This is a genomic window from Micrococcus sp. KRD026 (genome assembly GCF_017168445.1).
Taxonomy (GTDB): Bacteria; Actinomycetota; Actinomycetes; order Actinomycetales; family Micrococcaceae; genus Micrococcus; species Micrococcus luteus.
Genome location: NZ_JABFBA010000013.1, coordinates 105,938 through 131,125 on the forward strand (window position 1 = coordinate 105,938; position 25,188 = coordinate 131,125).

General features: G+C 72.9%; 22 protein-coding genes. 8 read left to right on the forward strand and 14 right to left on the reverse strand.

The window, feature by feature from the left end:
• Positions 1-49: 49 nt before the first annotated feature.
• The 10 genes from J1M40_RS05345 to J1M40_RS05390 form a co-directional block, all read right to left on the reverse strand.
• A complete protein-coding gene (locus J1M40_RS05345; protein WP_073117070.1) occupies positions 50-1,336 on the reverse strand; it encodes a citrate synthase in 1,287 nt (428 codons plus the stop codon).
• A gap of 148 nt (positions 1,337-1,484) precedes the next feature.
• A complete protein-coding gene (gene dapC, locus J1M40_RS05350; protein WP_206450533.1) occupies positions 1,485-2,636 on the reverse strand; it encodes a succinyldiaminopimelate transaminase in 1,152 nt (383 codons plus the stop codon).
• A gap of 5 nt (positions 2,637-2,641) precedes the next feature.
• A complete protein-coding gene (fdxA, locus tag J1M40_RS05355; RefSeq protein WP_002855160.1) occupies positions 2,642-2,968 on the reverse strand; it encodes a ferredoxin in 327 nt (108 codons plus the stop codon).
• Positions 2,965-3,531: a hypothetical protein gene (locus tag J1M40_RS05360; protein ID WP_206450534.1), complete on the reverse strand. Its 567-nt coding sequence runs from the start codon at positions 3,529-3,531 to the stop codon at positions 2,965-2,967. The genes fdxA and J1M40_RS05360 overlap by 4 nt, the downstream gene beginning before the upstream one ends.
• Positions 3,524-5,434 carry a translational GTPase TypA gene (gene typA, locus J1M40_RS05365; protein WP_148408396.1) on the reverse strand — a complete coding sequence of 637 codons (1,911 nt, stop codon included), beginning with the start codon at positions 5,432-5,434 and terminating at the stop codon, positions 3,524-3,526. Before typA ends, J1M40_RS05360 begins: the two co-directional genes overlap by 8 nt.
• A gap of 114 nt (positions 5,435-5,548) precedes the next feature.
• The gene (locus tag J1M40_RS05370; RefSeq protein ID WP_206450535.1) at positions 5,549-7,429 is read right to left on the reverse strand and encodes an ABC transporter ATP-binding protein; all 1,881 of its coding nucleotides are present in this window, start codon (positions 7,427-7,429) and stop codon (positions 5,549-5,551) included.
• Positions 7,426-8,616 carry an ABC transporter permease gene (locus J1M40_RS05375; protein WP_206450555.1) on the reverse strand — a complete coding sequence of 397 codons (1,191 nt, stop codon included), beginning with the start codon at positions 8,614-8,616 and terminating at the stop codon, positions 7,426-7,428. The genes J1M40_RS05370 and J1M40_RS05375 overlap by 4 nt, the downstream gene beginning before the upstream one ends.
• A gap of 5 nt (positions 8,617-8,621) precedes the next feature.
• On the reverse strand, positions 8,622-10,142 hold the full coding sequence (locus J1M40_RS05380; protein ID WP_206450536.1) for an ABC transporter permease: 1,521 nt from the start codon (positions 10,140-10,142) through the stop codon (positions 8,622-8,624).
• A 162-nt stretch (positions 10,143-10,304) separates the two neighbouring features.
• Complete coding sequence (locus J1M40_RS05385) at positions 10,305-12,161, reverse strand: ABC transporter family substrate-binding protein (protein WP_206450537.1); 1,857 nt, start codon at positions 12,159-12,161, stop codon at positions 10,305-10,307.
• Between the two features lie 251 nt (positions 12,162-12,412).
• Positions 12,413-13,891, reverse strand: coding sequence for an NAD(P)/FAD-dependent oxidoreductase (locus tag J1M40_RS05390; protein WP_206450538.1), 1,479 nt, complete (start codon positions 13,889-13,891; stop codon positions 12,413-12,415).
• Positions 13,892-13,956: 65 nt separating this feature from the next.
• Here J1M40_RS05390 and zupT point away from each other — a divergent pair, with 65 nt between their 5' ends.
• A complete protein-coding gene (gene zupT / locus J1M40_RS05395) occupies positions 13,957-14,745 on the forward strand; it encodes a zinc transporter ZupT (RefSeq protein ID WP_206450539.1) in 789 nt (262 codons plus the stop codon).
• Positions 14,746-14,761: 16 nt separating this feature from the next.
• On the opposite strand, the gene J1M40_RS05400 is transcribed toward zupT, so the two are convergent.
• Both J1M40_RS05400 and tpx read right to left on the reverse strand, forming a co-directional pair.
• Positions 14,762-15,943, reverse strand: a complete 1,182-nt coding sequence (locus J1M40_RS05400) for a S1C family serine protease (protein WP_206450540.1) — start codon at positions 15,941-15,943, stop codon at positions 14,762-14,764.
• A gap of 2 nt (positions 15,944-15,945) precedes the next feature.
• The gene (gene tpx, locus J1M40_RS05405) at positions 15,946-16,446 is read right to left on the reverse strand and encodes a thiol peroxidase (protein ID WP_049147477.1); all 501 of its coding nucleotides are present in this window, start codon (positions 16,444-16,446) and stop codon (positions 15,946-15,948) included.
• Positions 16,447-16,527: 81 nt separating this feature from the next.
• Here tpx and J1M40_RS05410 point away from each other — a divergent pair, with 81 nt between their 5' ends.
• Positions 16,528-17,430 carry a patatin family protein gene (locus tag J1M40_RS05410; RefSeq protein ID WP_206450541.1) on the forward strand — a complete coding sequence of 301 codons (903 nt, stop codon included), beginning with the start codon at positions 16,528-16,530 and terminating at the stop codon, positions 17,428-17,430.
• 24 nt (positions 17,431-17,454) lie between these two features.
• Here J1M40_RS05410 and J1M40_RS05415 read toward each other — a convergent pair whose 3' ends face one another.
• The gene (locus J1M40_RS05415) at positions 17,455-17,994 is read right to left on the reverse strand and encodes a PACE efflux transporter (RefSeq protein ID WP_095353681.1); all 540 of its coding nucleotides are present in this window, start codon (positions 17,992-17,994) and stop codon (positions 17,455-17,457) included.
• A gap of 130 nt (positions 17,995-18,124) precedes the next feature.
• On the opposite strand from J1M40_RS05415, the gene J1M40_RS05420 reads away from it, so the two are divergent.
• Both J1M40_RS05420 and J1M40_RS05425 read left to right on the forward strand, forming a co-directional pair.
• The gene (locus J1M40_RS05420) at positions 18,125-18,643 is read left to right on the forward strand and encodes a ferritin (protein WP_020626453.1); all 519 of its coding nucleotides are present in this window, start codon (positions 18,125-18,127) and stop codon (positions 18,641-18,643) included.
• 145 nt (positions 18,644-18,788) lie between these two features.
• The gene (locus J1M40_RS05425) at positions 18,789-19,736 is read left to right on the forward strand and encodes a DUF808 domain-containing protein (protein ID WP_044659385.1); all 948 of its coding nucleotides are present in this window, start codon (positions 18,789-18,791) and stop codon (positions 19,734-19,736) included.
• Positions 19,737-19,862: 126 nt separating this feature from the next.
• On the opposite strand, the gene J1M40_RS05430 is transcribed toward J1M40_RS05425, so the two are convergent.
• Complete coding sequence (locus J1M40_RS05430; protein WP_136940139.1) at positions 19,863-20,696, reverse strand: alpha/beta fold hydrolase; 834 nt, start codon at positions 20,694-20,696, stop codon at positions 19,863-19,865.
• Positions 20,697-20,824: 128 nt separating this feature from the next.
• Here J1M40_RS05430 and J1M40_RS05435 point away from each other — a divergent pair, with 128 nt between their 5' ends.
• Genes J1M40_RS05435 through J1M40_RS05450 form a run of 4 tightly spaced genes read left to right on the forward strand, consistent with a single transcriptional unit; the run spans position 20,825 to position 25,002 of the window.
• On the forward strand, positions 20,825-21,559 hold the full coding sequence (locus J1M40_RS05435; RefSeq protein WP_136940140.1) for an NUDIX hydrolase: 735 nt from the start codon (positions 20,825-20,827) through the stop codon (positions 21,557-21,559).
• Positions 21,560-21,587: 28 nt separating this feature from the next.
• Positions 21,588-22,916 (forward strand): quinolinate synthase NadA, encoded by a 1,329-nt coding sequence (nadA, locus tag J1M40_RS05440; protein WP_113913746.1) that lies wholly within the window; start codon positions 21,588-21,590, stop codon positions 22,914-22,916.
• A complete protein-coding gene (gene nadC / locus J1M40_RS05445; RefSeq protein WP_136940142.1) occupies positions 22,913-23,833 on the forward strand; it encodes a carboxylating nicotinate-nucleotide diphosphorylase in 921 nt (306 codons plus the stop codon). Before nadA ends, nadC begins: the two co-directional genes overlap by 4 nt.
• On the forward strand, positions 23,830-25,002 hold the full coding sequence (locus tag J1M40_RS05450) for a cysteine desulfurase family protein (RefSeq protein ID WP_206450542.1): 1,173 nt from the start codon (positions 23,830-23,832) through the stop codon (positions 25,000-25,002). Before nadC ends, J1M40_RS05450 begins: the two co-directional genes overlap by 4 nt.
• Positions 25,003-25,188: the final 186 nt, after the last annotated feature.

Below are 25,188 nucleotides of genomic sequence, written 5' to 3' on the forward strand. Positions count from 1 at the left end.
AAACCGCCCCCAAACGCAGGGTCAGCGCCCCAGGGTCAGCGCCCCCGGGTCAGCGCTGCGGGTACTGGCGCAGCTGCTCGCCCACGTAGATCTGGCGCGGGCGGCCGATCTTGGTGGCCGGGTCCTCCATGAGCTCGCGCCACTGGGCGATCCAGCCGGGCAGGCGGCCCAGGGCGAAGAGGACGGTGAACATCTTCTCCGGGAAGCCCATGGCCTTGTAGATCACGCCGGTGTAGAAGTCGACGTTCGGGTAGAGCTTGCGCTCCACGAAGTAGTCGTCGGCGAGGGCCTTCTCCTCGAGACGCTGGGCGATCTCCAGCAGCTCGTCGTTGCCGCCCATCTTGCCCAGGATGTCCTCGGCGGTCTTCTTGATGATCTTGGCCCGCGGGTCGTAGTTCTTGTACACGCGGTGGCCGAAGCCCATCAGGCGGACGCCGTCCTCCTTGTTCTTCACCTTCTCCATGAAGTCCTCGGGCGTGATGCCCTCCGACTTGATCTTCCGGAGCATGTTCAGCACGGCCTCGTTGGCGCCGCCGTGCAGCGGGCCGTAGAGGGCGTTGATGCCGGCGGACACCGAGGCGAACAGGTTGGCCTGGGTGGAGCCGACCAGGCGCACCGTGGAGGTGGAGGCGTTCTGCTCGTGGTCGGCGTGCAGCATGAGCAGCAGGTCGAGGGCCTTGACCACGTCCGGGTCGATGTCGTATTCCTCGGCCGGCACGCCGAAGCACAGGCGGAGGAAGTTCTCCACGTAGTTCAGCGAGTTGTGCGGGTACATGAACGGCTGGCCCAGCGACTTCTTGAACGCGTAGGAGGCCAGCACCGGCAGCTTGCCCAGCAGACGCACGGTGGAGATGTGGACCTGCTCCGGATCGTGCGGGTCCAGGGAGTCCGGGTAGAACGTGGACAGCCCGGACACGGAGGAGGACAGCACCGGCATGGGGTGCGCATCCCGCGGGAAGCCGTTGAAGAACAGCTTGAGGTCCTCGTGCACCATGTTGTGGCGCAGGATGTTGGTCTCCCAGGCCTCCAGGGTCTCCTTGGACTCGGGCAGCTCGCCGTAGATCAGCAGGTAGGCCACCTCCATGAAGGAGGAGTGCTCGGCGAGGTCCTCGATGGCGTAGCCGCGGTAGCGCAGGATGCCCTGGTCACCGTCGATGAACGTGACGGCCGACTTGGCGTTCGCCGTGTTCATGAAGCCCGGGTCGTAGGTGACGTCGCCGGTCTCCTTCAGGAGCGGGGCGATGTTGATGCCGTTGTTGCCCTCTGTGGCGTGCTCGACGCCCAGGTCCAGGCTCTGCTCGCCGACGGTCAGCCGGACGGACTCGTGATGGGTCACGGGTGTGCTCCCTCGTCTTCTCTTCTCGATGGCCCGGGTTCGCGCGCCCGTGTGGGCGCGCCCACGCGGGGACGACTCTGCTCCAAACTATCAAGGACCGGCCCGGGGCGCGCGGTCGCTTCCCCCGACGACGGCCCTCGGCCCCGGCTCAGCCGGTCCGAGGCCCGCGGGCGGTGAGTCTCGCCGCGGCCCGGGCGACCGCCTCGTCCGTGGCGGTGATCGCCACGCGGACGTAGCCGTCGCCGCCGGCACCGTAGAACACGCCGGGCCCGGCGATGATGCCCAGGTCCGCCAGCTCGCCCAGCAGGTCCCACGAGTCCTGCGCCGTGGCGTCGGCCGGGTCCCGGTCCGCCCGCCGAGTCCACAGGTACAGCCCCGCCTCGGAGTGGTCCACGGCATGGCCGGAGACCTCCAGCGCGGTGCGCAGCGCGTCCCGACGGCGGCGGTAGCGGTCCTTCTGCTCCGCGACGTGCGCGTCGTCGGCCAGGGCCACGGCCATCGCGTGCTGCACCGGGGCGGGCACGATCATGCCCGCGTGCTTGCGGGTGTTGACCAGGGTCGCCACGAGCTCCGGATCCCCCGCGGCGAACGCGGCGCGGTAGCCGGCGAGATTGGACTGCTTGGACAGCGAGTAGACGCTCAGCAGGCCCGTCAGGTCGCCGCCGGAGACCTCGTCGGACAGGATGCAGGGCACGACGGCCCCGTCCCACGCGTCCCAGCCGAGCTCGGCGTAGCACTCGTCCCCGCACACCACGGCGCCCACGGCACGGGCGGCGTCCACCGTGCGGCGCAGCGCCGCCGCGTCCAGCACGGCGCCGGTGGGGTTGGCCGGCGAGTTGGTCCACACCAGGCGCACCCGCTCACGCACCTCGGGCGCCAGGGCGTCGAGGTCGTCCGCGGCCACGGCCTCCGCCCCGGCCAGCAGCGCGCCCACCGCATAGGTGGGGTAGGCGGCCTCGGGGTGGACGACGACGTCGCCTGCGCCCAGCCCGAGCAGCGTGGGCAGCCACGCGATGAACTCCTTGGACCCGACCGTGGGCACCACGGCCGCCGGGTCCAGCCCGGGCACCCCGCGGCGCCGGGCGTACCAGTCGACGACGGCGCGACGCAGGGCGTCCGTGCCGTGCGTCGTCGGATAGCCGTGCGCGTCGGCGGCCTCGGTCAGGGCCCGGCGGATCAGGTCCGGCGTCGGATCCACGGGCGTGCCGATGGACAGGTCCGCGACGCCGTCCGGGTGGGCGGCGGCACGCTCACGGTAGGGGGTGAGCGTGTCCCACGGGTAGTCCGGCAGCGTCAGCATGGGGCTCAGGCGTCGGCGTTCTGCAGGGGCAGGGCGGAGATGATCGGGTGGTCCTTGGCGATCATGCCCAGCTTGGCGGCGCCGCCCGGGGAGCCCAGGTCGTCGAAGAACTCGACGTTGGCCTTGTAGTACTCGGCCCACTCGTCGGGGGTGTCGTCCTCGTAGTAGATGGCCTCGACGGGGCACACCGGCTCGCACGCACCGCAGTCGACGCACTCGTCCGGGTGGATGTAGAGCATGCGCTCACCCTCGTAGATGCAGTCCACGGGGCATTCGTCGATGCACGCCTTGTCCTTGACGTCCACACACGGCAACGCGATCACGTAGGTCATGGCTGACCGTCCACCTCTCTCTGGGCACGGGGTTGCGGGGCTGCGGTCCAGGGTACTCGCTCCCCCGGACGCGTTTCGCGGGCGGTCACAGTGGCCCGGCGGGGGCGCGTGGCGGCCTCGGCGGCCTCCGCGGGTCGGCGGTCCAGCCGCCGGCCCGCGGCCAACAGGACCATACCGAGCACCGGCTGGCCGACGTTCCAGGCCACGGAGGCGACGACGGCGCCCGGCGCCGCCGCCCACAGGCCGGCCGTCCAGGACACCCCCAGGGCGTCGTCCACCGGCAGGCGCTGCAGGGCCAGGACGGCGGTGAACGCGCCGGCGACGACCGCGGCCCCCGCCGGCAGGGCGCGCCCGCCGCGGCCCGCGCGTCGGACCATCCACCAGCGCTGTGTCGAGCCCACGAGCACAAGCGCCAGCACCGCACCCCAGGGCAGGGTCCAGCCGCCCGGCAGGGAGGCCAGGTTCAGATGGACGGCGGTGCCGAGCGCGCCGGCGACGACGCCGAGCAACGCCCCGCCCACCACGTCGGCGGGCCGGGCGCGGCGGCGGGGACGCTCAGGCACGGGCGCGGGCGCGCGCGGCCTTCAGGCGCTCATTGGCGTCCAGGACGACCTTGCGGATGCGGATGTCCTCGGGGGTGATCTCCACGCACTCGTCCTCGCGGGCGAACTCGAGGGACTCCTCGAGGGTGAGCCGGCGCGGGGGCGTCAGGCCCTCGAACGACTCGGAGGAGGCCGCACGCATGTTGGTGAGCTTCTTCTCCTTGGTGATGTTCACGTCCATGTCGTCGGCGCGCGAGTTCTCGCCCACGATCATGCCCTCGTACACCTCAGCGCCCGGCTGCACGAAGAAGGTGCCGCGCTCCTGCAGGTTGATCATGGCGAACGGCGTGGCGGTGCCCGCCCGGTCGGCCACGAGGGAGCCGTTGGTGCGGTACTCGATCTCACCGGTCCACGGCTCGTAGCCGGCCGCGTAGGAGGAGGCGATGCCTGCGCCGCGGGTCTCGGTGAGGAAGCGGGTGCGGAACCCGATCAGACCGCGGGCCGGGACCAGGAACTCCATGCGGATCCAGCCCGTGCCGTGGTTGGACATCTCCTGCATGCGGCCCTTGCGGGCGGCCATGAGCTGCGTGACCGCGCCCATGAACTCCTCGGGGATGTCGATGGTCATGCGCTCCATCGGCTCGTGGACCTTGCCGTCCACGGTCCGGGTGACCACCTGCGGCTTGCCCACGGTGAGCTCGAAGCCCTCGCGGCGCATCTGCTCCACGAGGATGGCCAGGGCGAGCTCGCCGCGCCCCTGCACCTCCCACGCATCCGGGCGCTCGGTGGGGAGCACCTTGAGCGAGACGTTGCCGATCAGCTCCTTGTCCAGGCGGTCCTTCACCTGGCGGGCCGTGACCTTGGCGCCCTTGACGCGGCCGGCCAGCGGGGAGGTGTTGATGCCCACGGTCATGGAGATGGCCGGGTCGTCCACCGTGATCAGCGGCAGCGGCTTCGGGTTCTCCGCGTCGGTGAGGGTCTCGCCGATCATGATGTCCTCGATGCCGGCGACGGCGACGATCTCGCCCGGGCCGGCCTCCTCCGCGGGCACGCGCCCGAGGCCCTTGGTGGCCAGCAGCTCGGTGATCTTCACGGTCTTCAGGGCGCCGTCCTGGCGGGCCCACGCGACCTGCTGGCCCTTGCGGAGGGTGCCGTTGAAGATGCGCAACAGGGCGAGGCGGCCGAGGAACGGGGAGGCGTCCAGGTTGGTGACGTGCGCCTGGAGGACCTCGCCCTCGGTGTAGGACGGGGCCGGGATGTGCTCCATGATCACGTTGAAGAGGGCCTCGAGGTCCTCGGCCTCCGGCAGGGCGCCGTCGGCGGGCTGGGTCAGGGAGGCGCGGCCGGCCTTGCCCGAGGCGTAGACGACGGGGACGTCCAGCACCGAGTCGAGGTCCAGGTCCGGGTCCTCCTCGGCCAGGTCCGAGGCCAGGCCGAGCAGCAGGTCCATGGAGTCGGAGACGACCCCGTCGATGCGCGCGTCCGGGCGGTCCGTCTTGTTGACCACGAGGATCACGGGCAGCTTGGCCGCCAGGGCCTTGCGGAGCACGAAGCGGGTCTGGGGCAGCGGGCCCTCGGAGGAGTCCACGAGCAGCACGACGCCGTCCACCATGGACAGGCCGCGCTCCACCTCGCCACCGAAGTCGGCGTGGCCGGGGGTGTCGATCACGTTGATGGTGACGGTCTCGCCCTCGGGGGCGGACGGGCCGGAGTAGAACACCGTGGTGTTCTTGGCGAGGATCGTGATCCCCTTCTCCTTCTCCAGGTCCCCGGAGTCCATGACCCGCTCGGCGACGTCGCCGTGCGTGTTGAAGGCACCGGTCTGGCGCAGCATGGCGTCCACCATCGTGGTCTTGCCATGGTCCACGTGGGCCACGATGGCCACGTTGCGCAGATCGGAGCGGCGGGTTTCGGTCGAGGTCATGGGCGTCCTGTCCGGTTCGACATCAAAGGGGTGGAGACGCACGACGACGGCGGCCCCCGTGCGATTGTACGCGCAGGGGCCGCCGTGGACAGGCGGGCCGGTGGGCCCGAGCGGTCAGTAGACGCCCTCGCCGAGGGAGGCGAGGAACTCGCGGCGCTCCTGGCGACGCTCCGCCTGCTGGTCCGGGTCCGGCACGGGCGCCGCCGCCAGGAGGCGACGGGTGTACTCCTCCTTCGGACGGTGGAGCACCTCCTCCGTGGGGCCCTGCTCCACCTGGCGGCCGTCCTTGAGGACGAGCACCTTGTGGGCCAGCATGTCCACCACCGCGAGGTCGTGGGACACGAACAGGCACGCGAACTCGTAGCGCTGCTGCAGCTCCGCGAACATGTCCAGCACGGCGGCCTGGACGGACACGTCCAGGGCCGAGGTCGGCTCGTCCGCGATGAGCACCTGGGGGTCCAGGGTCAGGGCGCGGGCGATGGAGATGCGCTGGCGCTGACCGCCGGAGAGCTCGTGCGGGTACCGGTTCACCACGGAGCGCGGCAGACGCACCGCGTCCAGCAGCTCCTCGGCGCGGGCCAGGCGCGAGCGCCGGTCCCCCACCTTGTGCACGACCATCGGCTCGGTGATGATGTCGCCGATCGGGAACCGCGGGTCCAGCGAGGCCGCCGGGTCCTGGAAGACCACGCCGATGTTCTTGCGCAGGGCGCGCTGCTCGGCCCTGGGCATCGTCGCCAGGTCGTGGCCCTGGATGCGCAGCGAGCCCTCCGCGATGGTGAGCAGGCCGAGCACCGACTTGGCGATGGTGGACTTGCCCGAGCCGGACTCGCCCACCAGGCCCAGGATCTCGCCCGGGGCCACCTGGAAGCTGACGTCGTGAACCACGCGGTTCTTCTTGCCGCGGTGGTCGTACTCGAGGTGGAGGTTCTCCGCCTCGATCGCGTACCGGGCCTGCGTCTGCGTGGCCGTGACCGGCTCCGGCTCCGCCACCTCGAGGGGCTCGCCGAGGCGCGGCACCGCCGAGAGCAGCTTCTGGGTGTACGGGTGCTGGGCGTGCTGGAGCACCTGGTGCACCGAGCCCTGCTCCACGAGCTCGCCGTGGAGCATCACGCACACGCGGTCCGCCATGTCCGCCACCACGCCCATGTTGTGCGTGATGAGCAGGATGCCGGTGTTCATCTTGTTCTTCAGGGAGCGCAGCAGCTCCAGGATCTCGGCCTGGACCGTCACGTCGAGCGCCGTGGTGGGCTCGTCCGCGATGATCACCTTCGGCGAGCAGCTGATCGCCATCGCGATGACGATGCGCTGGCGCTGGCCGCCCGAGAACTGGTGGGGGTACTGCTTGAGCCGGGTGGCGGCGTCGGGGATGCCCACCATGGTGAGCAGCTCGACGGCGCGCTTGTCCGCCTCGGTGCCGTAGGCGATGCCGTGCAGCTCGAGGGCCTCCGTGAGCTGGTCGCCCACGGTGAGGACGGGGTTCAGAGCCGTCATGGGCTCCTGGAACACCATCGCCACCTCGTCGCCGCGGATGTCGCGCAGCTGCCCCGGGGTCATGGTGAGCACGTCGCGGCCGGCCAGCTGCACGGAGCCGGTGATGTCCGCATTGCCCGGGAGCAGGCCCATGGCGGTGGCGCTCGTGACGGACTTGCCGGAGCCGGACTCGCCCACGAGGGCGACGACCTCGCCGGGCTTGACGTCGAACGTCACGCCCTTGACCGCGTGCACCTCGCCGAACTCGGTCGCGAACTTCACGTCCACGTCGCGGAAGGCCAGCACCGGCTCGCCGCCCAGGTCGTCGTGGCGGGCCACGACGCCCATCGCGCTCGTCGCGGGGCCCGGGGGCACGCCGCCGTCGCCGGAGGACCCGGGCACGGCGGCGCCGCGCGCCTCGAGGTCGGCCGACGACGCCGCGTGCGAGCCCTGCCCGCCGGCGGTCACGTCGTTCTGGTTCTTCTTGCCGAACATGGATCGGCCTTTCTTGTCGTTCGCGCTCATCGCTGACCGTCCTCGTCCGCGTCGGAGATCCGTGCGGATCCGCCGGCCTCCTCCACGGGGGCCTCGATCCGACCGGCCGTCGGGGCCGCGGCCAGACCGCCCGCCGTCGTCGCACCGGCCTCGGTGGCGGCCGCGCGGCGGCCGAAGAAGCGGGGCCTGCGGTGGGCGCCCGCACCCTGGCGCGGGTCGAAGGCGTCGCGCAGGCCGTCACCGAGGAAGTTCACGGACAGGGCGATCGCGAGGATGATCATGCCGGGCCACCAGAACAGCCACGGACGGGTGGTGAACGCGTTCTGATAGTCGGAGATGAGCAGGCCCAGAGACGAGTCCGGCGCCTTCACGCCGAAGCCGAGGAAGGACAGCGAGGTCTCCAGCAGCACCGCGCCCGCGATGGCGAACGTCGCGTTCACGACGATCACGCCGATCGTGTTGGGCAGCAGGTGCTTGAAGATCAGGCGGCCCGGCTTGGCGCCCATGGCGACGGCGGCCGCCACGAACTCCTTCTCGCGCAGGGACAGGACCTCGCCGCGCACGAGGCGGGCCAGGGACGTCCAGGACACGAGGCCGAGCACCACCGCGAGCGGGAGGATGCCCATCTTCATGCCGCTGGCCATCTGACCGAGCACCGCGGCGAGCACGAGCAGCGGGATGACGATGATCAGGTCGGTCAGGCGCATCAGCACGGAGTCGACCCAGCCGCCGAAGTAGCCGGACACGGCGCCGACGATCGCGCCGATCACGGTGGAGAGCAGGCCCACGATGGCCGCGATGATCATGGACTGCTGGGTCCCGCGCATCACGAGGGCGAAGTAGTCCTTGCCCGTGGTGTCCTGGCCGAAGGGGTGCTCGCCCCAGCGGATGCCCTCGCCCCCGAAGGCCTGCGGCACGACCGACAGCGTCGGGTGACCGCCGTTCACCACGGTGGCCGCGGCCGTGTAGGACTTGTCCCACCAGCCGGGGATGCCGGCGAAGCCGATGGAGGAGAACGCCATCAGCGTGATGAAGACCAGCACGATCAGGGAGATCATCGCCGCCTTGTGGCGGAAGAAGCGCTTGCGGACCAGGGCGCCCTGGGAGTAGGACTTCCCGGCCTTGGCGCGGAGCTTGGCGTCCTCCGCCTCCGCGAGGTCGAAGATCTGCTTCTCGTCGAGCTGCGCGCCCGTCGTCGAGGAGTTGTTGGTGGTCATCTGGCTCACACTCGAATCCGGGGGTCGAGGACGGCGTAGAGCACGTCCGCCACGAGGTTCATCAGCACGGCGGCGGTGCCCGTCACGAGGAAGAACGCCATCACGGGCATGGGGTCCACGTCGCGCAGGCCGGTGGCGAACAGCTCGCCCATGCCCTTCCAGCCGAACACCTGCTCCGTGATCACGGCGCCGCCGATCAGGCCGGCGAAGTCGAAGGCCATGATCGTGGTGATGGGGATCAGGGAGTTGCGGAACGCGTGCTTCAGGATCACCTGGCGCTCCGGCAGGCCCTTGGCGCGCGCGGTGCGGATGTAGTCCTGGCGCGAGACCTCGAGCATGGAGGAGCGCGTGTACCGCGAGTACGTGGCCACCGAGATGATGGTCAGCAGGATGGTGGGCAGCAGCAGCTGCGCACCGCGGTCCAGGAACACCACCCAGAAGTGGGCGTCCAGGTTCGGGGTGCCCGAGCCGATCGTGGAGATCGGGCGCGGCTTGACCTTCAGGAAGGTCGGCCAGTAGTTCATCAGGTGCTCCGCCACGATCGCCACGCCCATGATCAGGGCGGTCACCAGCGAGGCGGACACGGCCGAGCCCTTGGAGAAGCCGCCGAGCAGGCGGCCCACCAGGATGGCCACCAGCACGAGGATGACGCCGAGGCCGGCCAGCAGCAGCGCGGACGGCGTCCGCCACAGCAGGCCGTAGGTGGCGTAGTAGGCGACGAGGCCGATCACGGCCGTGACCAGGGCGGCCTTGAGGACCGATCGGTTGCGCAGACCGGAGATCACCGCGGTGGCGCCGACGGCGGCGGCCAGGCCGATGACCAGCTGCACGACCGGGCCCATCTGCGGATGCCGCCAGAAGTCGACGGCGAACAGCACCCAGCCGGCGAGCAGGATGAACGCGGTGGTGGCGCCGAACGTGAAGGCGCGCCGCCTGAGGTCGCCCGCCATGACGGCCTGCAGGACCAGGCCCGCGAGGACGGCGACCCCGATGAGGAGGGGCCAGTTCAGCTCGGGGCTGCGGATCCAGTCGTTGAACCGGATCCCCATGTACTCCTTCAGGAGCACGGCCGCCCAGAACACGGGCAGCGAGAAGAAGAGGAAGATCAGGAACGTGACCACGTAGTCGAGGCCGGAGTACTGGCGGATCGCGGTGACGATGCCGATCGCGATGCCGATGATGATCGCCAGGACGGTCGCGAGCACCACGAGGCGCAGCGTGGAGGCCGCGGCGTTGCTCAACAGGTCACCGACGGACTGACCGTTCCGGCTGAGGCCGAGGTCGCACTGACCGGTGACGCAGCCGCCGATGCCCTGGAGCCAGTCCCAGTAGCGGGCGTACCAGGGCTGGTCCAGCCCCATGAATTCGGTGCGGGCGGCGATGAGGGTCTCGCGGTTGGGGTTCTGTGACTCTCGCAGGTCCTGGAGGGGGTCACCCGAGTGGGCCACGAGGAAGAAGAGCAGGATCGACGCGCCGAACAGCACCAGGAGGGAGCTGCCGAGGCGCTTGAGGATGAATTTCAGCACAACAGGGGGTGACCTTCCGTGCGAGTGCAAGGGAAAGGGAGGGGTGCGGGTTCGCCGCGGTTCACGGCCAGAGCCCGGCCGGTGCCCGGCCGGGCTCTGTCCTCGATCCCGACGCCGGCGGTCCGCGGGAGGCGGACCGCCGGGTCAGAGGTCAGCGGGGTGTCACTCCTGGACGCGGACCCACTGCTCCACGTTCCACAGCGCACCCGACTGGGCGGCGGTGCCGCGCACGTTGGCGACGTCGGCCTTGTGGCCGACCAGACCCGGGTGAGCGTACAGCGGGATGGCCTGGAAGTCCTCCCAGAGCAGCTTCTCGATGGTCTTGACCTGCTCCAGCTGCTCGTTCTCGTCCAGCGAGGTGGCGAGCTTGTCCCAGGCCGCGTCCACCTCGGGGTTGTTGTAGCTCTGCTGGTTCTGGGCGCCGTCCGACTGGTAGATGTTCGCGCCGGTGGCCTTCTGGCCCGAGCCGGCCCAGGCGTAGAGGGCGGCGTCGTAGTCACCGGCCGGCATGACCTCCTTGAAGAACACCGGCGAGTTGGCGTCCTGCACGTCGAAGCCGGCCTGATCGCAGGAGCTCTTGATGAGCGCGACGGTCTCGGTGCGACGCGGGTTGCCGGCCTGGTAGCCGAGACGGACCGTGGGCGTGGAGACGCCCGACTTCTCGACGAGCTCCTTGGCCTTCTCGATGTTCGGCTGGTCCATCTCCGTCGGGTAGGCCGCGTCCACGACCTCCTGGTACTTGTCCTGGAAGGGGAAGACCTCGCGCAGGTTCATGACCTGGGCGTCCGCATAGATCGGCTTGATCAGGTTGTCCACGATCTGCTGGCGGGGCAGGCAGAGGGCGAAGGCCTCGCGCAGCTCCGGGGAGTCGGCGAAGACCGAGCCCTCGCCGCGGTTGTAGTCCACGTGCTCCCAGGTCAGCTCGTCGCCGGTCTGGACGTTGACGTCGTCGCCGAGGCCCTCGAGCTGCTGGAGGGTGTCCACGGTGGCCTGCGGCTCGATGACGTCGAGGTCGCCGTTCTGCAGGGCCTGCACGTGGGTCTTGGGGTCGGCGAAGCGGAGGACGAGCTCCTTGGTGGCCGCCGGGGTGCCCCAGTACTCGGGGTTGGCCTCGAGGGTGATGGACTGGCCGGCCTGCCAGCCGCCGTCCTTGAACTTGTAGGGTCCCATGGAGGGCACCAGCGAGGCGTCCGGCAGCTCGCCGGGGCTGAAGTCCCAGCCGTCGTTCCAGAACTCGGCCGCCGGGGTGAGCGCCTCGACGTCCTTCTCCTTCGCGGCGGTGACGAGCTCCTCGAAGCTCATGCCCGCCTCCTTGGCGACGATGTGAGCCGGCAGTGCGGTCTCGATGAGGATCTCCCAGTCCGCGTAGGGCTCCGGGTAGGTGACGGTGAACTCCTTGCCGTCGGCCTCGCCCTCGGGCGCCTCCGGGATGTACTTGCCCTGCTCGAAGGCGATCGAGTCGAACAGCGGGGTCTCGGAACCCTCCGCCTTGACAGTCTCGTTGTTCGCGGCCCAGTGGACGATGAAGTCGCCGGCGGTGACGGGGGTGCCGTCGGACCACTTGGCGTCGTCGCTGATGGTGTACTTCACGGTCAGCGGGTCGTCCGAGGTCTTCTCGTACGTGCCGAAGTCCTTGTTCGGGATGATCGAGCCGTCGGTGCCGAAGTACCAGAAGGACGAGAACAGGCGGTCCACGACGGCCGAGTTGTACGTGGTGTACGTGTTCGACTGCCGGCCGTTGTAGGACAGGAAGTCGTCGGCGCCCACCGAGTAGGCGATGGAGCCGTCCTGGGTCTTGACGTCGCCCAGGTCGGCCTTCTCCGGCCCGGAGGCCTCGGCGGTGAGCTTCTGGCCCTTGTCCCCGTCGATGACGTTGCCGGCGCCCGAGTCGCCGCCCTGGCTGGCGCCGGAGCCGTTGCTGGAGTCGCCTGCGTTGCCGCCGCCCGGGGCGCACGCGGAGAGGATGAGGGCCGAGCCGGCGGCCAGGGCCGCGGCAGCGGAGAGCTTCGTGTACTTCATGGAAGGTGCTTCCGTTCATGAGAGGTGCAAGGACGTCGCGCGCCCGCATCCCTGTGGGGATCTGGTGGTGCGAGACGACCCCCGGGCCGTTCCGTCGAGACGGGACGTTCCGTGAGATGGACCACACTGTAGCGGGCACATTCCGATTCGCGAAAGTCCGGATCCGGATCCGTCTCAGCCGTGTCGCACAGCGGTCGCCGACACCCCGGCAGGCCCCGGCCCGGCGCCGCTCCGCCCGGGTGCCGGCGCGGTCAGCGACGACGGTCCGCCAGCAGCGTCCGCACGGCCCACGCCCCGCCCATGCCATGGACGCCGGCGCCCGGCGGGGTGGAGGCGGAGGCCAGATACAGCCCGGCCCGGCCCGCCCGGTGCGGCCGGGGCGACGCAGTGGGGCGCAGGAGCGCGCGCGCTCCCGCGAGCGATCCCCCCGCGATGTCGCCGCCCACGAGGTTCGGGTTCCACACCTCCAGGTCGGCCGGGCGCATCGCGACCGCGGCCCCGATCCGGTCCCGGAAGCCGGGTGCGTGCCGCTCCACCTCCGCCTCGATCAGCGGACGGACGTCGCCGGGGTGGCCGTGGGGCACATGGGCGTAGGACCAGACGACCGTGTGCCCCCGGGCGGGCCCGGTGGCCCGTGAGGGGTCCGCCGCCTGCTGCTGACAGAGCATGACGAAGGGCCGCGCCGGCATCCGGCCGGCCGCGACGTCGTTCTCGGCCCGCCGGATCTCGGCGGCGGTCCCGCCCAGGTGCACCGTCCCCGCGCCCGCGAGCCGGGCGTCGCGCCACGGGATCGGCCCGTCGAGCAGGAAGTCGACCTTGGACACGGACGGCCCGGGGCGCCACCGGCGCAGGGCCGCGGCGTAGCGCGGCGGCAGGCCCGTGCCGGCGACGCGCAGCACCTGGCGCGGGGTCAGGTCCAGCACGACGGCGTCCGCGGCGGGCAGCGCGCGCAGGTCCGTGACCTCCTGACCCAGGTGCAGCCGCCCGCCGTGCGCCCGCAGCACCGCCACGAGCGACTCGACGATCGCCCCCGACCCGCCGCGCGCCACCGGCCAGCCCGAGCTCATCCCGAGCGCGCCGAAAAGCGCACCGAACGCCGCCGTCAGGGGCCGGCTCGAGGGCAGGATCGCGTGGGCCGCCGAGCCCGTGAACAGGGCGCGGGCGGCCTCCGTGCGGAACATCGCCCGGCCCAGCAGATCGGCCGGCCACGGGGCGCGCAGGCCGAAGCGGGCCATCGCCACCGGATGGGGCGGGGGTCGCAGCACCGGGCCGAGCGCGCCCGCCAGGATCTCGTCGACGTGTTCGACCAGGGCCCCGTGCACGGCCCGCCAGGCCCGCGCGTCGACGCCGAGACCCGCGGCGGTGGCCTCGAGGTCCCGGTGCAGGAGGGCGGCCGGCCCGTCCGGCAGCGGATGTCCCATCGGCACGGCCGGGTGCAGCCAGGCGAGCCCGTGGTCCGTCAGCCCCAGCTCCCGGAACACGGGGCTGGCGACGCCGAACGGATGGCCCGCCGCCCCGAGGTCCACCACGGTCCCCTCCCCCAGCACCGGCGCGGACGCGCACGCACCGCCGGGCACCGGGGCCCGCTCGAACACGTCCACCTCCCAGCCCTCGCGGGCCAGCAGGGCGGCGGCGGTCAGGCCGTTGGGTCCGGCGCCCACGATGACGGCGCGGCCCGGCTCGACGCCCCGGGGCAGGGCGAATCCGGGGCTGGCGGCGATTTCGGTCATGGTCTCCTCCTGTGGTCCCTAGGATGGTCGCACCCCGCCCGCCGCCCGTCAGGAGGCCCTCTCCCGTGGACCCGTTCTGGACCGCGCTCGCTCTCACGACGTTCGCCGGACTGGCCACGGTGCTGGGCGGCGTCCTGGCGATCGTCGGACGCGAGCCCTCGGGCCGCGGGCTGGGGGCCGCCCTCGGCCTCGCCGCGGGCGTCATGCTCGCGGTCTCCTTCCTGGAGATGCTGCCGGCCGCCGTCGAGGGACTGGGCGGGGCGGTCGGCCCCGCGGCGACCGCCGTCGCGGTGGCCGCCCTGACCCTCGGCGCAGGCGCCTACGTGCTGCTCGAGCGCGCCGTCCCCGACCCCGTCTCGGAGATGCCGGACGACGCCGACGACCGGGCCGGCCTGGACCGGCGGCGGATGCTGCGCCTGGGCACGGTGACGGCCCTGGCGATCGGCCTGCACAATCTGCCGGAGGGCTTCGTCACCTTCGCCGGCACCCTGCAGGATCCGTCGGTGGGCCTCGCGCTGGCCGTCGCGATGGCCGTGCACAACGTTCCCGAGGGCGTGGCCGTGGCCGTGCCCGTGCGGCAGGCCACCGGATCGCGGCGCAGAGCCTTCGCGTGGGCCGCGTTCACGGGGATCGCGGAGCCGCTGGGCGCGCTGATCGGCTGGCTGCTGCTGGCCCCGTTCCTCACACCCGCGCTCGTGGCCGCCGTCTTCGCGGCCGTGGCGGGCGTGATGGTGACCGTGAGCCTCGACGCGCTGCTGCCCGCCGCCCGGGCGGCCGGGGGCCGCGCCGCGGCGCTGGGCGGCGTGCTGCTGGGCGTGGCCGCGATGGCCCTCTCGCTGGACCTGCTCTCCTGAGCGCCGGGGGGGCCGGTCAGTTCACGAGGGCCGGCTGCAGGACCGCCTCGGCCTCGCGCACCCCGCCGTCGGCGGTGCGCCACTGGACGGTGATCCGGTCCCCCACGTTGTGGTCGTTGACCAGGCGGGACATCCGGGAGGCGTCGTCGCCGACGGCCCGCCCCTCGATCTCGAGGATCACATCGCCCTCCACCAGGCCGATCTGCTCGGCCGCCGAGCCCGCGTCCACCTGCATGACCACGACGCCGACGTCGGGATCCGCGCCGACCATGATGCCCAGGGCGCCGTCCGCGCCGATGCTCACGGTGTCCGTCTCCTCACCCGAGAGGACCTGGTCCACCACGTCGAAGGCCACCTCCAGCGGGATCGCGAAGCCGTCCACCTCGTCTGCGGTGGTCCCGTCGCTGGCCGCCACGGTCACGCCGACCACCTGGCCGGCGTCGTCCACCACCGGGCCGCCGGAGTAGCCGGGCACGACGTCCGCGTCCGTCTGGATCAGGCCGGACAGGCGCGCGTACTGATCGGTGCCCTCGGCCGCGGCCATGATCGAGCGGTCCGTGCCGAGCACGGTGCCGCGCACGGCCGTCAGATAACCCTGGCCCCCGCCGTTGCCGACGGCGGCCACCTGGTCCCCGCGCCGCACCGGGTCCAGCGAGACGCTGGCCACCGGCAGGTCTGAGACGCCCTCGACGTCGAGCACCGCGATGTCGTGCTCGGCATCGCGCCCGAGCACCGTGGCCGTGTGCCGCGCGCCGGTGTCCGCGACCACCACGTGCACCTCCGAGGAGTCCTCGACCACGTGGTAGTTGGTCACCGCCAGCCCGTCCGGGGAGAGCACCATGCCGGTCCCCGTGCCGGTGCGGGCGCCGAGGGCGGTCTCCACGAGGAGGATGCCCGGGGCGTCCGCGACCGGCTGGCCCGGGTCCAGGGACGAGCCGTCGTGGGCCGATGCGGACCAGTCCACCGTCACGCCGTCGTGGACGTGGGTCAGGCCCGCCGCGAGCTCGCCCGCCTCCCGTGCCGGGGCCTCGGCGGCGGGCACGGTCGGGGCGGAGTCCGCGGCGACGTCGACCATCCGGCCGGCGAGGAGCGCGGTGAGGCCCCCCGCCAGGACCAGCGCCCCGAGCACGCCGAACAGCGCGATGACGAACGCCAGGGGCGAGCGTCGTGCGCGCGGCGGCCAGCCCGGCGGCGTCACGCTCAGCCCCGGGCGGCCGCCAGGGCGGCCTCGTAGTCCGGCTCCTCGGAGATCTCGGGGACGAGCTGGGCATGACGGACCACGCCGTCGGCATCGACCACGACGACGGCGCGGGCCAGCAGGCCCTCGAGCGGACCGTCGGTCATGCGCACGCCGTAGTCGTCGCCGAACGACGAGCGGAACACGGAGCCGCTGCGGACGTGGTCGATGCCCTCGACCGAGCAGAAGCGCGCGGCGGCGAACGGCAGGTCCGCGGACACGGCCACGACGGTGGTGTCCCCGAGGTCCGCGACGCGGGAGTCGAACTCGCGGACGGATGCGGCGCACACGCCCGTGTCCAGGGACGGGAAGATGTTCAGGATCACGCGACGGCCGCGCAGCTCCCGCAGGGTCACCGGGGACAGGTCCGCCCCGGTGAGGGTGAAGTCGGGGGCGGGGGCACCCACCTGGGGCAGCCCACCGACGGTGTGGACGGGGGTGCTCTTCATGTGGGTCGTCGCCATGGGGACAGCCTAGGATGGGCGCGGCCGGACGGGAGCACTCCGCGCCCGGCTCGGCGGACGGCGAACACGGAGGGACCGACCATGACCGAGCCCATGACGTCCAACGTCACCGACACGGCGCTGCTGTTCGAGGGCGGGGGGATGCGCGCCGCGCTCACCTCGGCCGTGGTGGCGGAGCTGCTGCGCGAGCGGATCCACGTGGACTTCGTGGCCGGCATCTCGGCGGGCTCGTCCAACGCCGTGAACTACCTGTCCCGCGACCCGGCCCGTGCGCGGCGCTCGTTCGTGGACTTCGCCGACGATCCTCGGTTCGGCAACTGGCTGAGCTTCCTGCGCGGCAAGGGCCTGTTCAACGCCGAGTACATCTACGAGCACGCCGGCCTGCCCGAGGCGGACCTGCCCTACGACTTCGCCACGTTCCGCGCGAACCCCGCCCGGCTCGTCCTCGGCGGGTTCGACGCTGCGAGCGGCGAGACCCGCTGGTGGGACCGCTCCGACATGACCACCTTGACCGACCTGATGGTCCGCGTCCGCGCGTCGTCCACGATGCCGGTCCTCATGCCCCCGGTGCATGCCGAGGGCACGGTGTTCGTGGACGGCGCCCTCGGCGTGGACGGCGGGATCCCGCTGACCGCGGCGGAGGACGCGGGGTTCGAGAAGGTCCTCGTGGTCCTGACGCGGGAGCGCGGGTACGTGAAGCGGCCCGAGCGGTTCCCCTCGTTCTACCAGCGCACCTTCCGGCGCTACCCCGCCGTCGCGGACGGCCTGCTCACGCGCTGGCGCCGGTACAACGCGACCCGCGAGCGCCTGTTCGAGATGGAGCGGCAGGGACGGGCCTATCTGTTCGTGCCCGAGACCATGCCCATCGCCAACGGCGAGCGGTCCGTGGCCAAGCTGGCCGCCGCCCACGAGCTCGGCCTGGACCAGGTGCGCCGCGAGATGCCCGCGATCCGCGCGTTCCTGGGGCTGCCGGCGTCCCGCTGAGCCGCGCCTGCTCCGAGCGGCGGGTCAGGCCTCGGCGCGGGCGGCCGAGTCCGGCAGGCCGAACACCGAGTCGAACGCATAGGCGTACACCGCGGCGTAGACGAGGAAGAACACGAGCAGGCCGGCCTCGATGAGGAACGCCTCCCCCAGCCCGATGCCGAGGATCAGCGCCACCGCGGGCACGAGGAACACGATCAGCCCGCCCTCGAAGCCGACGGCGTGGGCCACGCGCACCCACCAGGGCCGGCCCGTGATCCCGAGGCGGCGTTCGAGGGTCTCGAACACGGAGTTGAACACGATGTTCCACAGCAGGGCCACGGTCGAGGACACCACCGCCACGGCGAGCGAGGGCCCACCGCCGTTGCCGAGCGCCGCCAGGATCACGGTGGTGAAGAGGATGGCGAGCAGCTCGAAGACCACCGCGTAGACCACGCGGCGCAGCAGGGGCGTCCGGAACACGCGGCGGCGCACGAGCGCGGCCCGGCCGCCCGGTCCTCGCGGCACGTCGGAGGGCGGCGTCGACACGGGGTCGACGCCCGGGCGGGCGTGGTGGGTCTCGGACACGGCGCCCAGCCTAGGGCCGGGGCCGCGGGGCGCCGAATCCGGCGGAAGCCGCCGCCCGCCGTCGTCGTGCCTCGGCCACGGGGCGGGCGCGCCTTCACCGCGCCCCGGCCGCCTGCCTAGAGTTCGAGGCATGAAGCTCACCGATGACCTGCTGCAGAAGTTCAACGACCAGATCACCCTCGAGTTCGAGGCGTCCATGGTCTACCGCCAGCTCGCGATCGCCGCCGACGACCTGGACCTGTCCGGGATGGCCGCGTGGCTGCGGCACCAGGCGGACGAGGAGATCGTCCACGCGAACAAGTTCATCGACCACGTCGCCGACCGGGACAGCTTCCCGACGATCGGCGCCATCCCGGCCCCGCCCGTGCAGGCCGGCCTGTCGGCCCTGGAGATCTTCCGGGCCGCGCTCGCGCACGAGCAGAAGGTCTCCGAGGCGATCCGCGAGCTGTACCGAGCCACCGAGTCCGCGGGCGACCTCAACTCGCGCCCGCTGCTGAACTGGTTCCTGGACGAGCAGATCGAGGAGGAGGCCACCGTCTCCGAGATCGTGGGCCAGCTCGAGCTCGTCGGCGACGACGGCTCGGGCCTGCTCCGCATCGACGGCCGCCTGGGCTCTCGTCCCGTGGAGACCACCGAGAACGACGCCTGAGCCCACCGGCGGCCTCGTCGGCCGCGCGCGCACCGGCCCGGTCCCCCACGGGGCCGGGCCGGTGCGTGTCCGTCCTCGCCGCTATGCTCAACCTGCGCCCTGCCCGCGCACCGGCGCGCCCGTCGGACCCACCCCAGGAGGAACCATGGTCGGACTCGTAGCCCTGCTCGACGACGTCGCCGCCCTCGCCCGCCTCGCCGCCGCGAGCGTGGACGACGTGGCCGCCGGAGCGGGACGAGCCGCGGCCAAGGCGGCGGGCGTGGTGGTCGACGACGCCGCGGTGACCCCGCAGTACATGGCCGGCGCGGCCGCGGCCCGCGAGCTGCCGATGATCTGGCGGATCACCAAGGGCTCCCTGCGCAACAAGCTCGTGTTCATCCTGCCCGCGCTGCTGCTGCTCGACTGGCTCGCCCCCTGGATCCTGCCGTGGCTGCTGCTGGCCGGCGGCACCTACCTGTCCTATGAGGGCGCGCACAAGGTGTGGGGCAAGCTCACCGGCCACGGGCATGCCCACGACGAGGAGCCCGCCGTCGAGCGGGGTCCGGAGGCCGAGGACACCGTGGTGCGCGGGGCCATCACCACGGACTTCATCCTGTCCCTGGAGATCATGGTCATCTCCATGAACGAGGTGGCCGACCTGGGCTTCTGGATGCAGGCGGCGGTCCTGGCGGTGGTGGCCGTCCTCATCACCGTGGGCGTGTATGGGGCCGTGGGGCTGATCGTGAAGATGGACGACGTCGGCCTGCACCTGCACCAGAACGCCTCGACCTCCGGCGGCCGCTCATTCGGCGCCGGGCTGGTCAAGGCCATGCCGCACGTGCTGCGCGTGGTGACCGTCATCGGCACCGTGGCGATGCTCTGGGTGGGCGGCCACATCGCCCTCGTGGAGCTGGACGCGCTGGGCGTTCCGTGGCCCTACGCCGTGCAGCACGGGATCGTCGAGCCCGTCACGCACGCCGCCGGCGCGTTCCTCGGCTGGCTCACGGACACCGCGACATCGGCTGTGTGGGGCCTGCTCTGGGGCTCGGTCGCGCTCGGGGTGGTCCTGCTCGTCGGACGCCTGCGCGGAAAGAAGGCCGCGCCCGCCCACTGATGCGGCGGCCGACGGGTCCGCCCCCACCCGCGCCCCACGCTGAGGCCCGCAGACGCGCCGCTACGTACGGAACGTGGCGGCGCGTCTGCGGGCCTCGGCGCTGGCTCCGTCTCCCGACGGGCCCCGTCAGTCGGCGGTGAGGAAGGTGCGCACCGCGGAGACGAAGGCCTCGGGCTGGTCGGCGTGCAGCCAGTGGCCGGCGTCACGGACGGTCACGCGCACGACGCGCGGGAACAGCTCCTTCATCCGCGGCACGTCCTCATCCTGGACGTAGTCCGACTCGGCGCCGGCCAGCCACAGGACCGGATGGTCGAACACGCGCTCCGGATCCTCGGGGACCACCGGGTCCGGGAACGAGCCGATCTCCCGCAGGTGCTCGAAGAGCATGGCCACGTTGGGCTGCCACGCGAAGTGGCCGGCCGTGCGCCGCAGGTTCTGCAGCAGGAAGCCGCGCACCCGCGCGTCGTGGACGTGCTCGGCCATGGCGGTGTCGGCCTCGGCCCGCGTGTCGTACGCGTCCAGGTCCATGCGCAGCATGGTGCCGAGCAGGTGCACGAACTCGTCCGTGGCCTGCGGTGAGAGCCGCGGGGAGATGTCCTCCACGATCAGCCGGTCCACGAGCTCCGGGTGCCGCAGGGCGAGCACCATGGCGACCTTGCCGCCCATCGAGTGGCCCAGCAGGTGGACCGGCCCGTCGGCGGCGAGGCCGGCGCGCAGGTGGGCGGCCACCCGGTCCGCGATCTCGCGGTAGTCCACCCGGTCCGTCCAGGGCGAGGCGCCGTGGTCCGGCAGATCGATCAGCTCCACCGTGAAGTCGTCGCCCAGCTCCTTGGCCGGGCCGGTGAAGTTCCGGCCGCGGCCCATGAGGCCGTGCAGGAACGCGACGCGGCGCGGGCCCTCCCCGATGCGGGTGGAGGCCAGGGGTGCGTCGGACGGGGCGGAGGCGGCGGTCGTGTTCACCCGACTCAGGCTAGCGCGGGACCGCGCCGGCGCCTCCCCCGACTTCCAGTCATCTTGACCCTCTGAGATGGGCGGGAACAGTGTCATACTGACCAGAACAGCCCCGCCAGTCCACTCCGGGAGGTCCCATGCCGGTCGATGAGGCCCGCGTCAGCGTCGCCGTGTCCACGGCCGTCTTCGGCGTGCGCCCGGACCCGCACGGCGTGCCCCGCCTCTGCGTCGCCCTCGTCCCGCGGATGCGCGAGCCGTTCCTGGACCGGTGGGCGCTGCCGGGCGCGTGGCTCGGCGCGGACGAGGAGCTGGCCGACGTCGCCGCACGCGTGGCCGCCGAGTGCGTGCCCGGTCCCGTCCGTCGCCTCGAGCAACTGGCGGCGTTCGGCGCCGTGGACCGCTCCCCCACCGGACGCGTCCTCACGGTGGCCCACTGGGCGCTCAGCCCCGCCCTGGACGACGACGGCGCCGCCCCGGCGTCCAGCCCGGACCCGGACGTGGCCGGGCTGCCCATCGGGGTCCATGTGCGCTGGCACCGGGCCGACGCGCCGCCCGCGCTGGCATTCGACCACGCGCAGATCCTGGCGGCGGCCGTGGCGCGCCTGCGCGCGGACCTGCCGCGAGCCGGCGTCGGGCACGCGCTGCTGGGGCCCTCCTTCACCCTCGCCGAGCTGCGCGCCGTGCACGAGGCCGTCCTCGGCCGCGGCCTCGACGCCGCCAACTTCCGCCGCGCCACCCTCGCCGCCGGGACCCTCGAGGAGACCGGCGAGGTCCGCGGCGGCACCCCGCACCGCCCGCCCAAGCTCTACCGGTACCGGCCCGCCGGGCCCGGGACCGACCCCGATCCCGCCGGGCCGGACGCCCGCCGCTGACCCACCAGCCCCGACCCAGGAGTCACCCATGACCACCCCGACCGGAACCACCGCCTCGGTGGCCCGCACCCTGACCCTGATCGACAAGGACGCCGCGCGCGGCTCCTCGTGTTCCCCCGACCTGACCCGCGGCCCCTGGGCGTTCGACGCCGGCCTGCCCGCCTACGGCCCCGGCGCATCGCAGGACGACGTCGTCCCGGCCGACGCCCCCGTGCAGGGCCGCATCCCCGAGGAGTACCAGCGGGCCTCCGACGAGGAGCTCCACGCCCGGATCAGCGCCGCGCGGCAGACACTCGGCGAACGCGTCGTCGTGCTGGGCCACTTCTACCAGCGCGACGAGGTCGTCCAGCACGCCGACTTCGTGGGCGACTCCTTCCAGCTCGCGCGCGCCTCCCAGGGCCGGCCCGAGGCGGAGGCGATCGTGTTCTGCGGCGTGCACTTCATGGCGGAGACCGCGGACCTGCTCTCCACCCCGGACCAGGCCGTCATCCTGCCCAACCTCGCCGCCGGCTGCTCCATGGCGGACATGGCCGACCTGGACTCGGTCGAGGACGCGTGGGAGCAGCTCGAGGCGGTCTACGGCACCGAGCCGGACGACGACGGGCGCGTGCCCCTGCTGCCCGTGACCTACATGAACTCCTCCGCGGCCCTCAAGGGCTTCGTCGGCGAGCGCGGCGGCATCGTGTGCACGTCCTCCAACGCCTCGGCCGTGCTGGACTGGGCGTTCGAGCGTGCCCAGCGCGTCCTGTTCTTCCCGGACCAGCACCTGGGCCGGAACACGGGCCGCGCCAGGGGGATCCCACTCGAGCAGATGCCGACGTGGAATCCCCGCCTGCCGCTGGGCGGGAACTCCGAGGACGCCCTGCGGGACGCGAAGGTCCTGCTGTGGCACGGCTTCTGCTCGGTGCACCGCCGCTTCACGGTCGCGCAGATCGAGCAGGCCCGCGCCGAGCACCCGGACGTCCAGGTGATCGTGCACCCCGAGTGCCCCCTGCCCGTGGTGGAGGCCGCGGACTCCTCCGGGTCCACCGACTTCATCGTCAAGGCGATCCAGGCGGCGCCGGCCGGCTCGACCTTCGCGATCGGCACCGAGATCAACCTCGTGCAGCGCCTGGCCGCCCAGCACCCCGAGCACACGATCTTCTGCCTCGACCCCGTGATCTGCCCGTGCTCCACGATGTACCGCATCCACCCCGGCTACCTCGCGTGGGTGCTCGAGGAGCTCGTGGCCGGCCGCGTGGTCAACCGGATCACCGTGCCCGCGTCCGTGGCCGACCCGGCCCGCACCGCGCTCGAGCGGATGCTGGCCGTCGCGCCGAAGCAGTCGGCCGCGCAGTCCGCCGGGGCCGGGACGTGACCCCGGCCGACCGCGCCCCGGCGACGCCGGCCCCGCAGCCGGACGTGGAGCGGATCGTGGCCGCCGCGCTCGCCGAGGACGCGCCCTGGGGTGATGTCTCCTCGGAGGCCTTCGTCCCGGAGCAGGCCCGGATCACCGCGCGCGTGGTGGCCCGCGAGGCCGGGGTGCTCTCCGGCACGAACGCCCTCGAGGCCGCCTTCCGGCTCGTCGACCCGGCCGTGTCCGTCACCCTGCACCTGGCCGACGGCGCCGACCTGTCCCCCGGCGCCGTCGTCGCCGAGGTCGCGGGCCCCGCCCGCTCGGTGCTGCGCGCCGAGCGCGTGGCGCTGAACCTCGTCCAGCGCCTGTCCGGGATCGCCACGACGACGGCCGCCCACGTGGCCGCCGCGCGCGCCGGCGGCGGGCACGCGCGGGTGGTGGACACCCGCAAGACCACCCCGGGTCTGCGCGTGCTCGAGCGGCAGGCGGTGCGGGACGGCGGCGGGCACAACCACCGCTCCAGCCTCTCAGATGCCGTGATGCTCAAGGACAACCACCTGGCCGCGCTGGGGTTCGGCGGCGCCGGCGACCCGGGCGAGGCCCTCACCGCGGCCCTGCGCGCCGGGATGGCACGCCTGCCGCACACCACCCACGTGGAGGTGGAGGTCGACCGGCTCGAGCAGATCCCGGCGGTGCTCGCCGCCGGGGTCGGCACGATCATGCTGGACAACTTCTCGCCGGCCGAGCTGCGGGCCGGCGTCGAGCTCGTGGCGGGCCGGGCCGTCGTCGAGGCCTCCGGCGGGGTGAGCCTGGAGACGATCGGGGCGATCGCGGCCACGGGCGTGGACGTGATCTCGGTGGGGGCGCTGACCCATACCGTCCGGTCCCTGGACCTGGGCCTGGACGCCGTGGTCGAGGAGGGCTCGCCGCGCCGATGAGCACCACCCTCGACCTGGACCACGCGGCCACCGCGCCCGTCCGGCGCAGCGCGCTGGAGGCGATGTGGCCCGCGCTCACCGGCGTCTACGGCAACCCGTCCTCGGCGCACGAGGCCGGCCGGGCGGCGGCGGCCCTGCTCGAGGACGCCCGCGCGCGGGTGGCCCGCGCGATCGGCGCCCGGGCCGGGCAGGTCGTGTTCACCTCGGGCGGCACGGAGGCCGACGCGCTCGCCGTGCTCGGCACGGTGCGCGCCCGGATCCTCGCCGGACGCCCGGCGGGCCACGTGCTGACCACGGGGATCGAGCACAGCGCGGTGCGGCAGTCCTGTGACCAGCTGGCCCGGCTGCACGGCGTCGAGGTCGAGCCCCTCACGCTGGACCGGGACGGCCTGACCTCGGCGGACGACCTCGCCGCCCGCCTGCGCCCGGACACCGCGCTGGTCAGCGTGCACCTGGCCCACAACGAGGTGGGCACGGTGCAGCCGGTGGCCGAGCTGGCCGCCGTCGCCCGGGAGGCGGGCGTGCCGCTGCACGTGGACGCGGTGCAGGCCGCGGGGCAGATCCCGGTGGACGTGCGCGCCCTCGGGGCGGATCTCGTGGCGCTGTCCGGGCACAAGGTCGGCGGGCCCAAGGGGGTCGGCGCGCTGTGGGTGCGCCCGGGTCACGCCCTGGAACCGCTCGTGCCCGGCGGCGGCCAGGAGCGGGGCCGGCGGTCCGGGACGCAGAACGTGGCCGGTGCCGCCGGGTTCGCGGCGGCCTTCGAGGAGGCCGAGGCGGAGCGCGCCGCGGCCGCGGACGCGTGGGCCGGGCTGCGGGACCGGTTCGCGGCGCGCGTGCTCGACGGCGTCCGGGAGCTCGTGCCCGACGCGCGGCTGACCGGCCATCCCGCCCGACGGCTGCCACGCCACGCCTCGTTCGTGCTGCCCGGCGTGAACGGCGAGTCGGTGCTGGAGGAGGCGGCCCGCCGGGGCGTGCTGGCCTCGGCAGGGTCCGCGTGCTCGGCCCACGACGCCGAGCCGTCCCCGGCCCTGCTCGCGCTGGGCCTCAGCGAGGACGAGGCCCGCACGGCCCTGCGCTGCACGTTCGGTCCGGACGCCGACGCCCCGCTGCTCGACGCCGCCGCGGACGCGATCGTCGACGCCGTCCGGACGGTCACCGCCCTGCGCTGAGCGGCCCCGGGCCGGTCGACCCCGCTGCCGCCGGGGGCCGGCGTCGGAAGTTCACCCGGGGGTCAGCCCGACGCCACATGTCCCTCGCCTGCGTGCCCCACCCTGGCTCCGTGAAGCAGACCACCGCACCCCTGTCCCACTCCGCCTCCCGCCGTTCGGTGCTCGCCGCGGCGTCCGCCGCCGTGC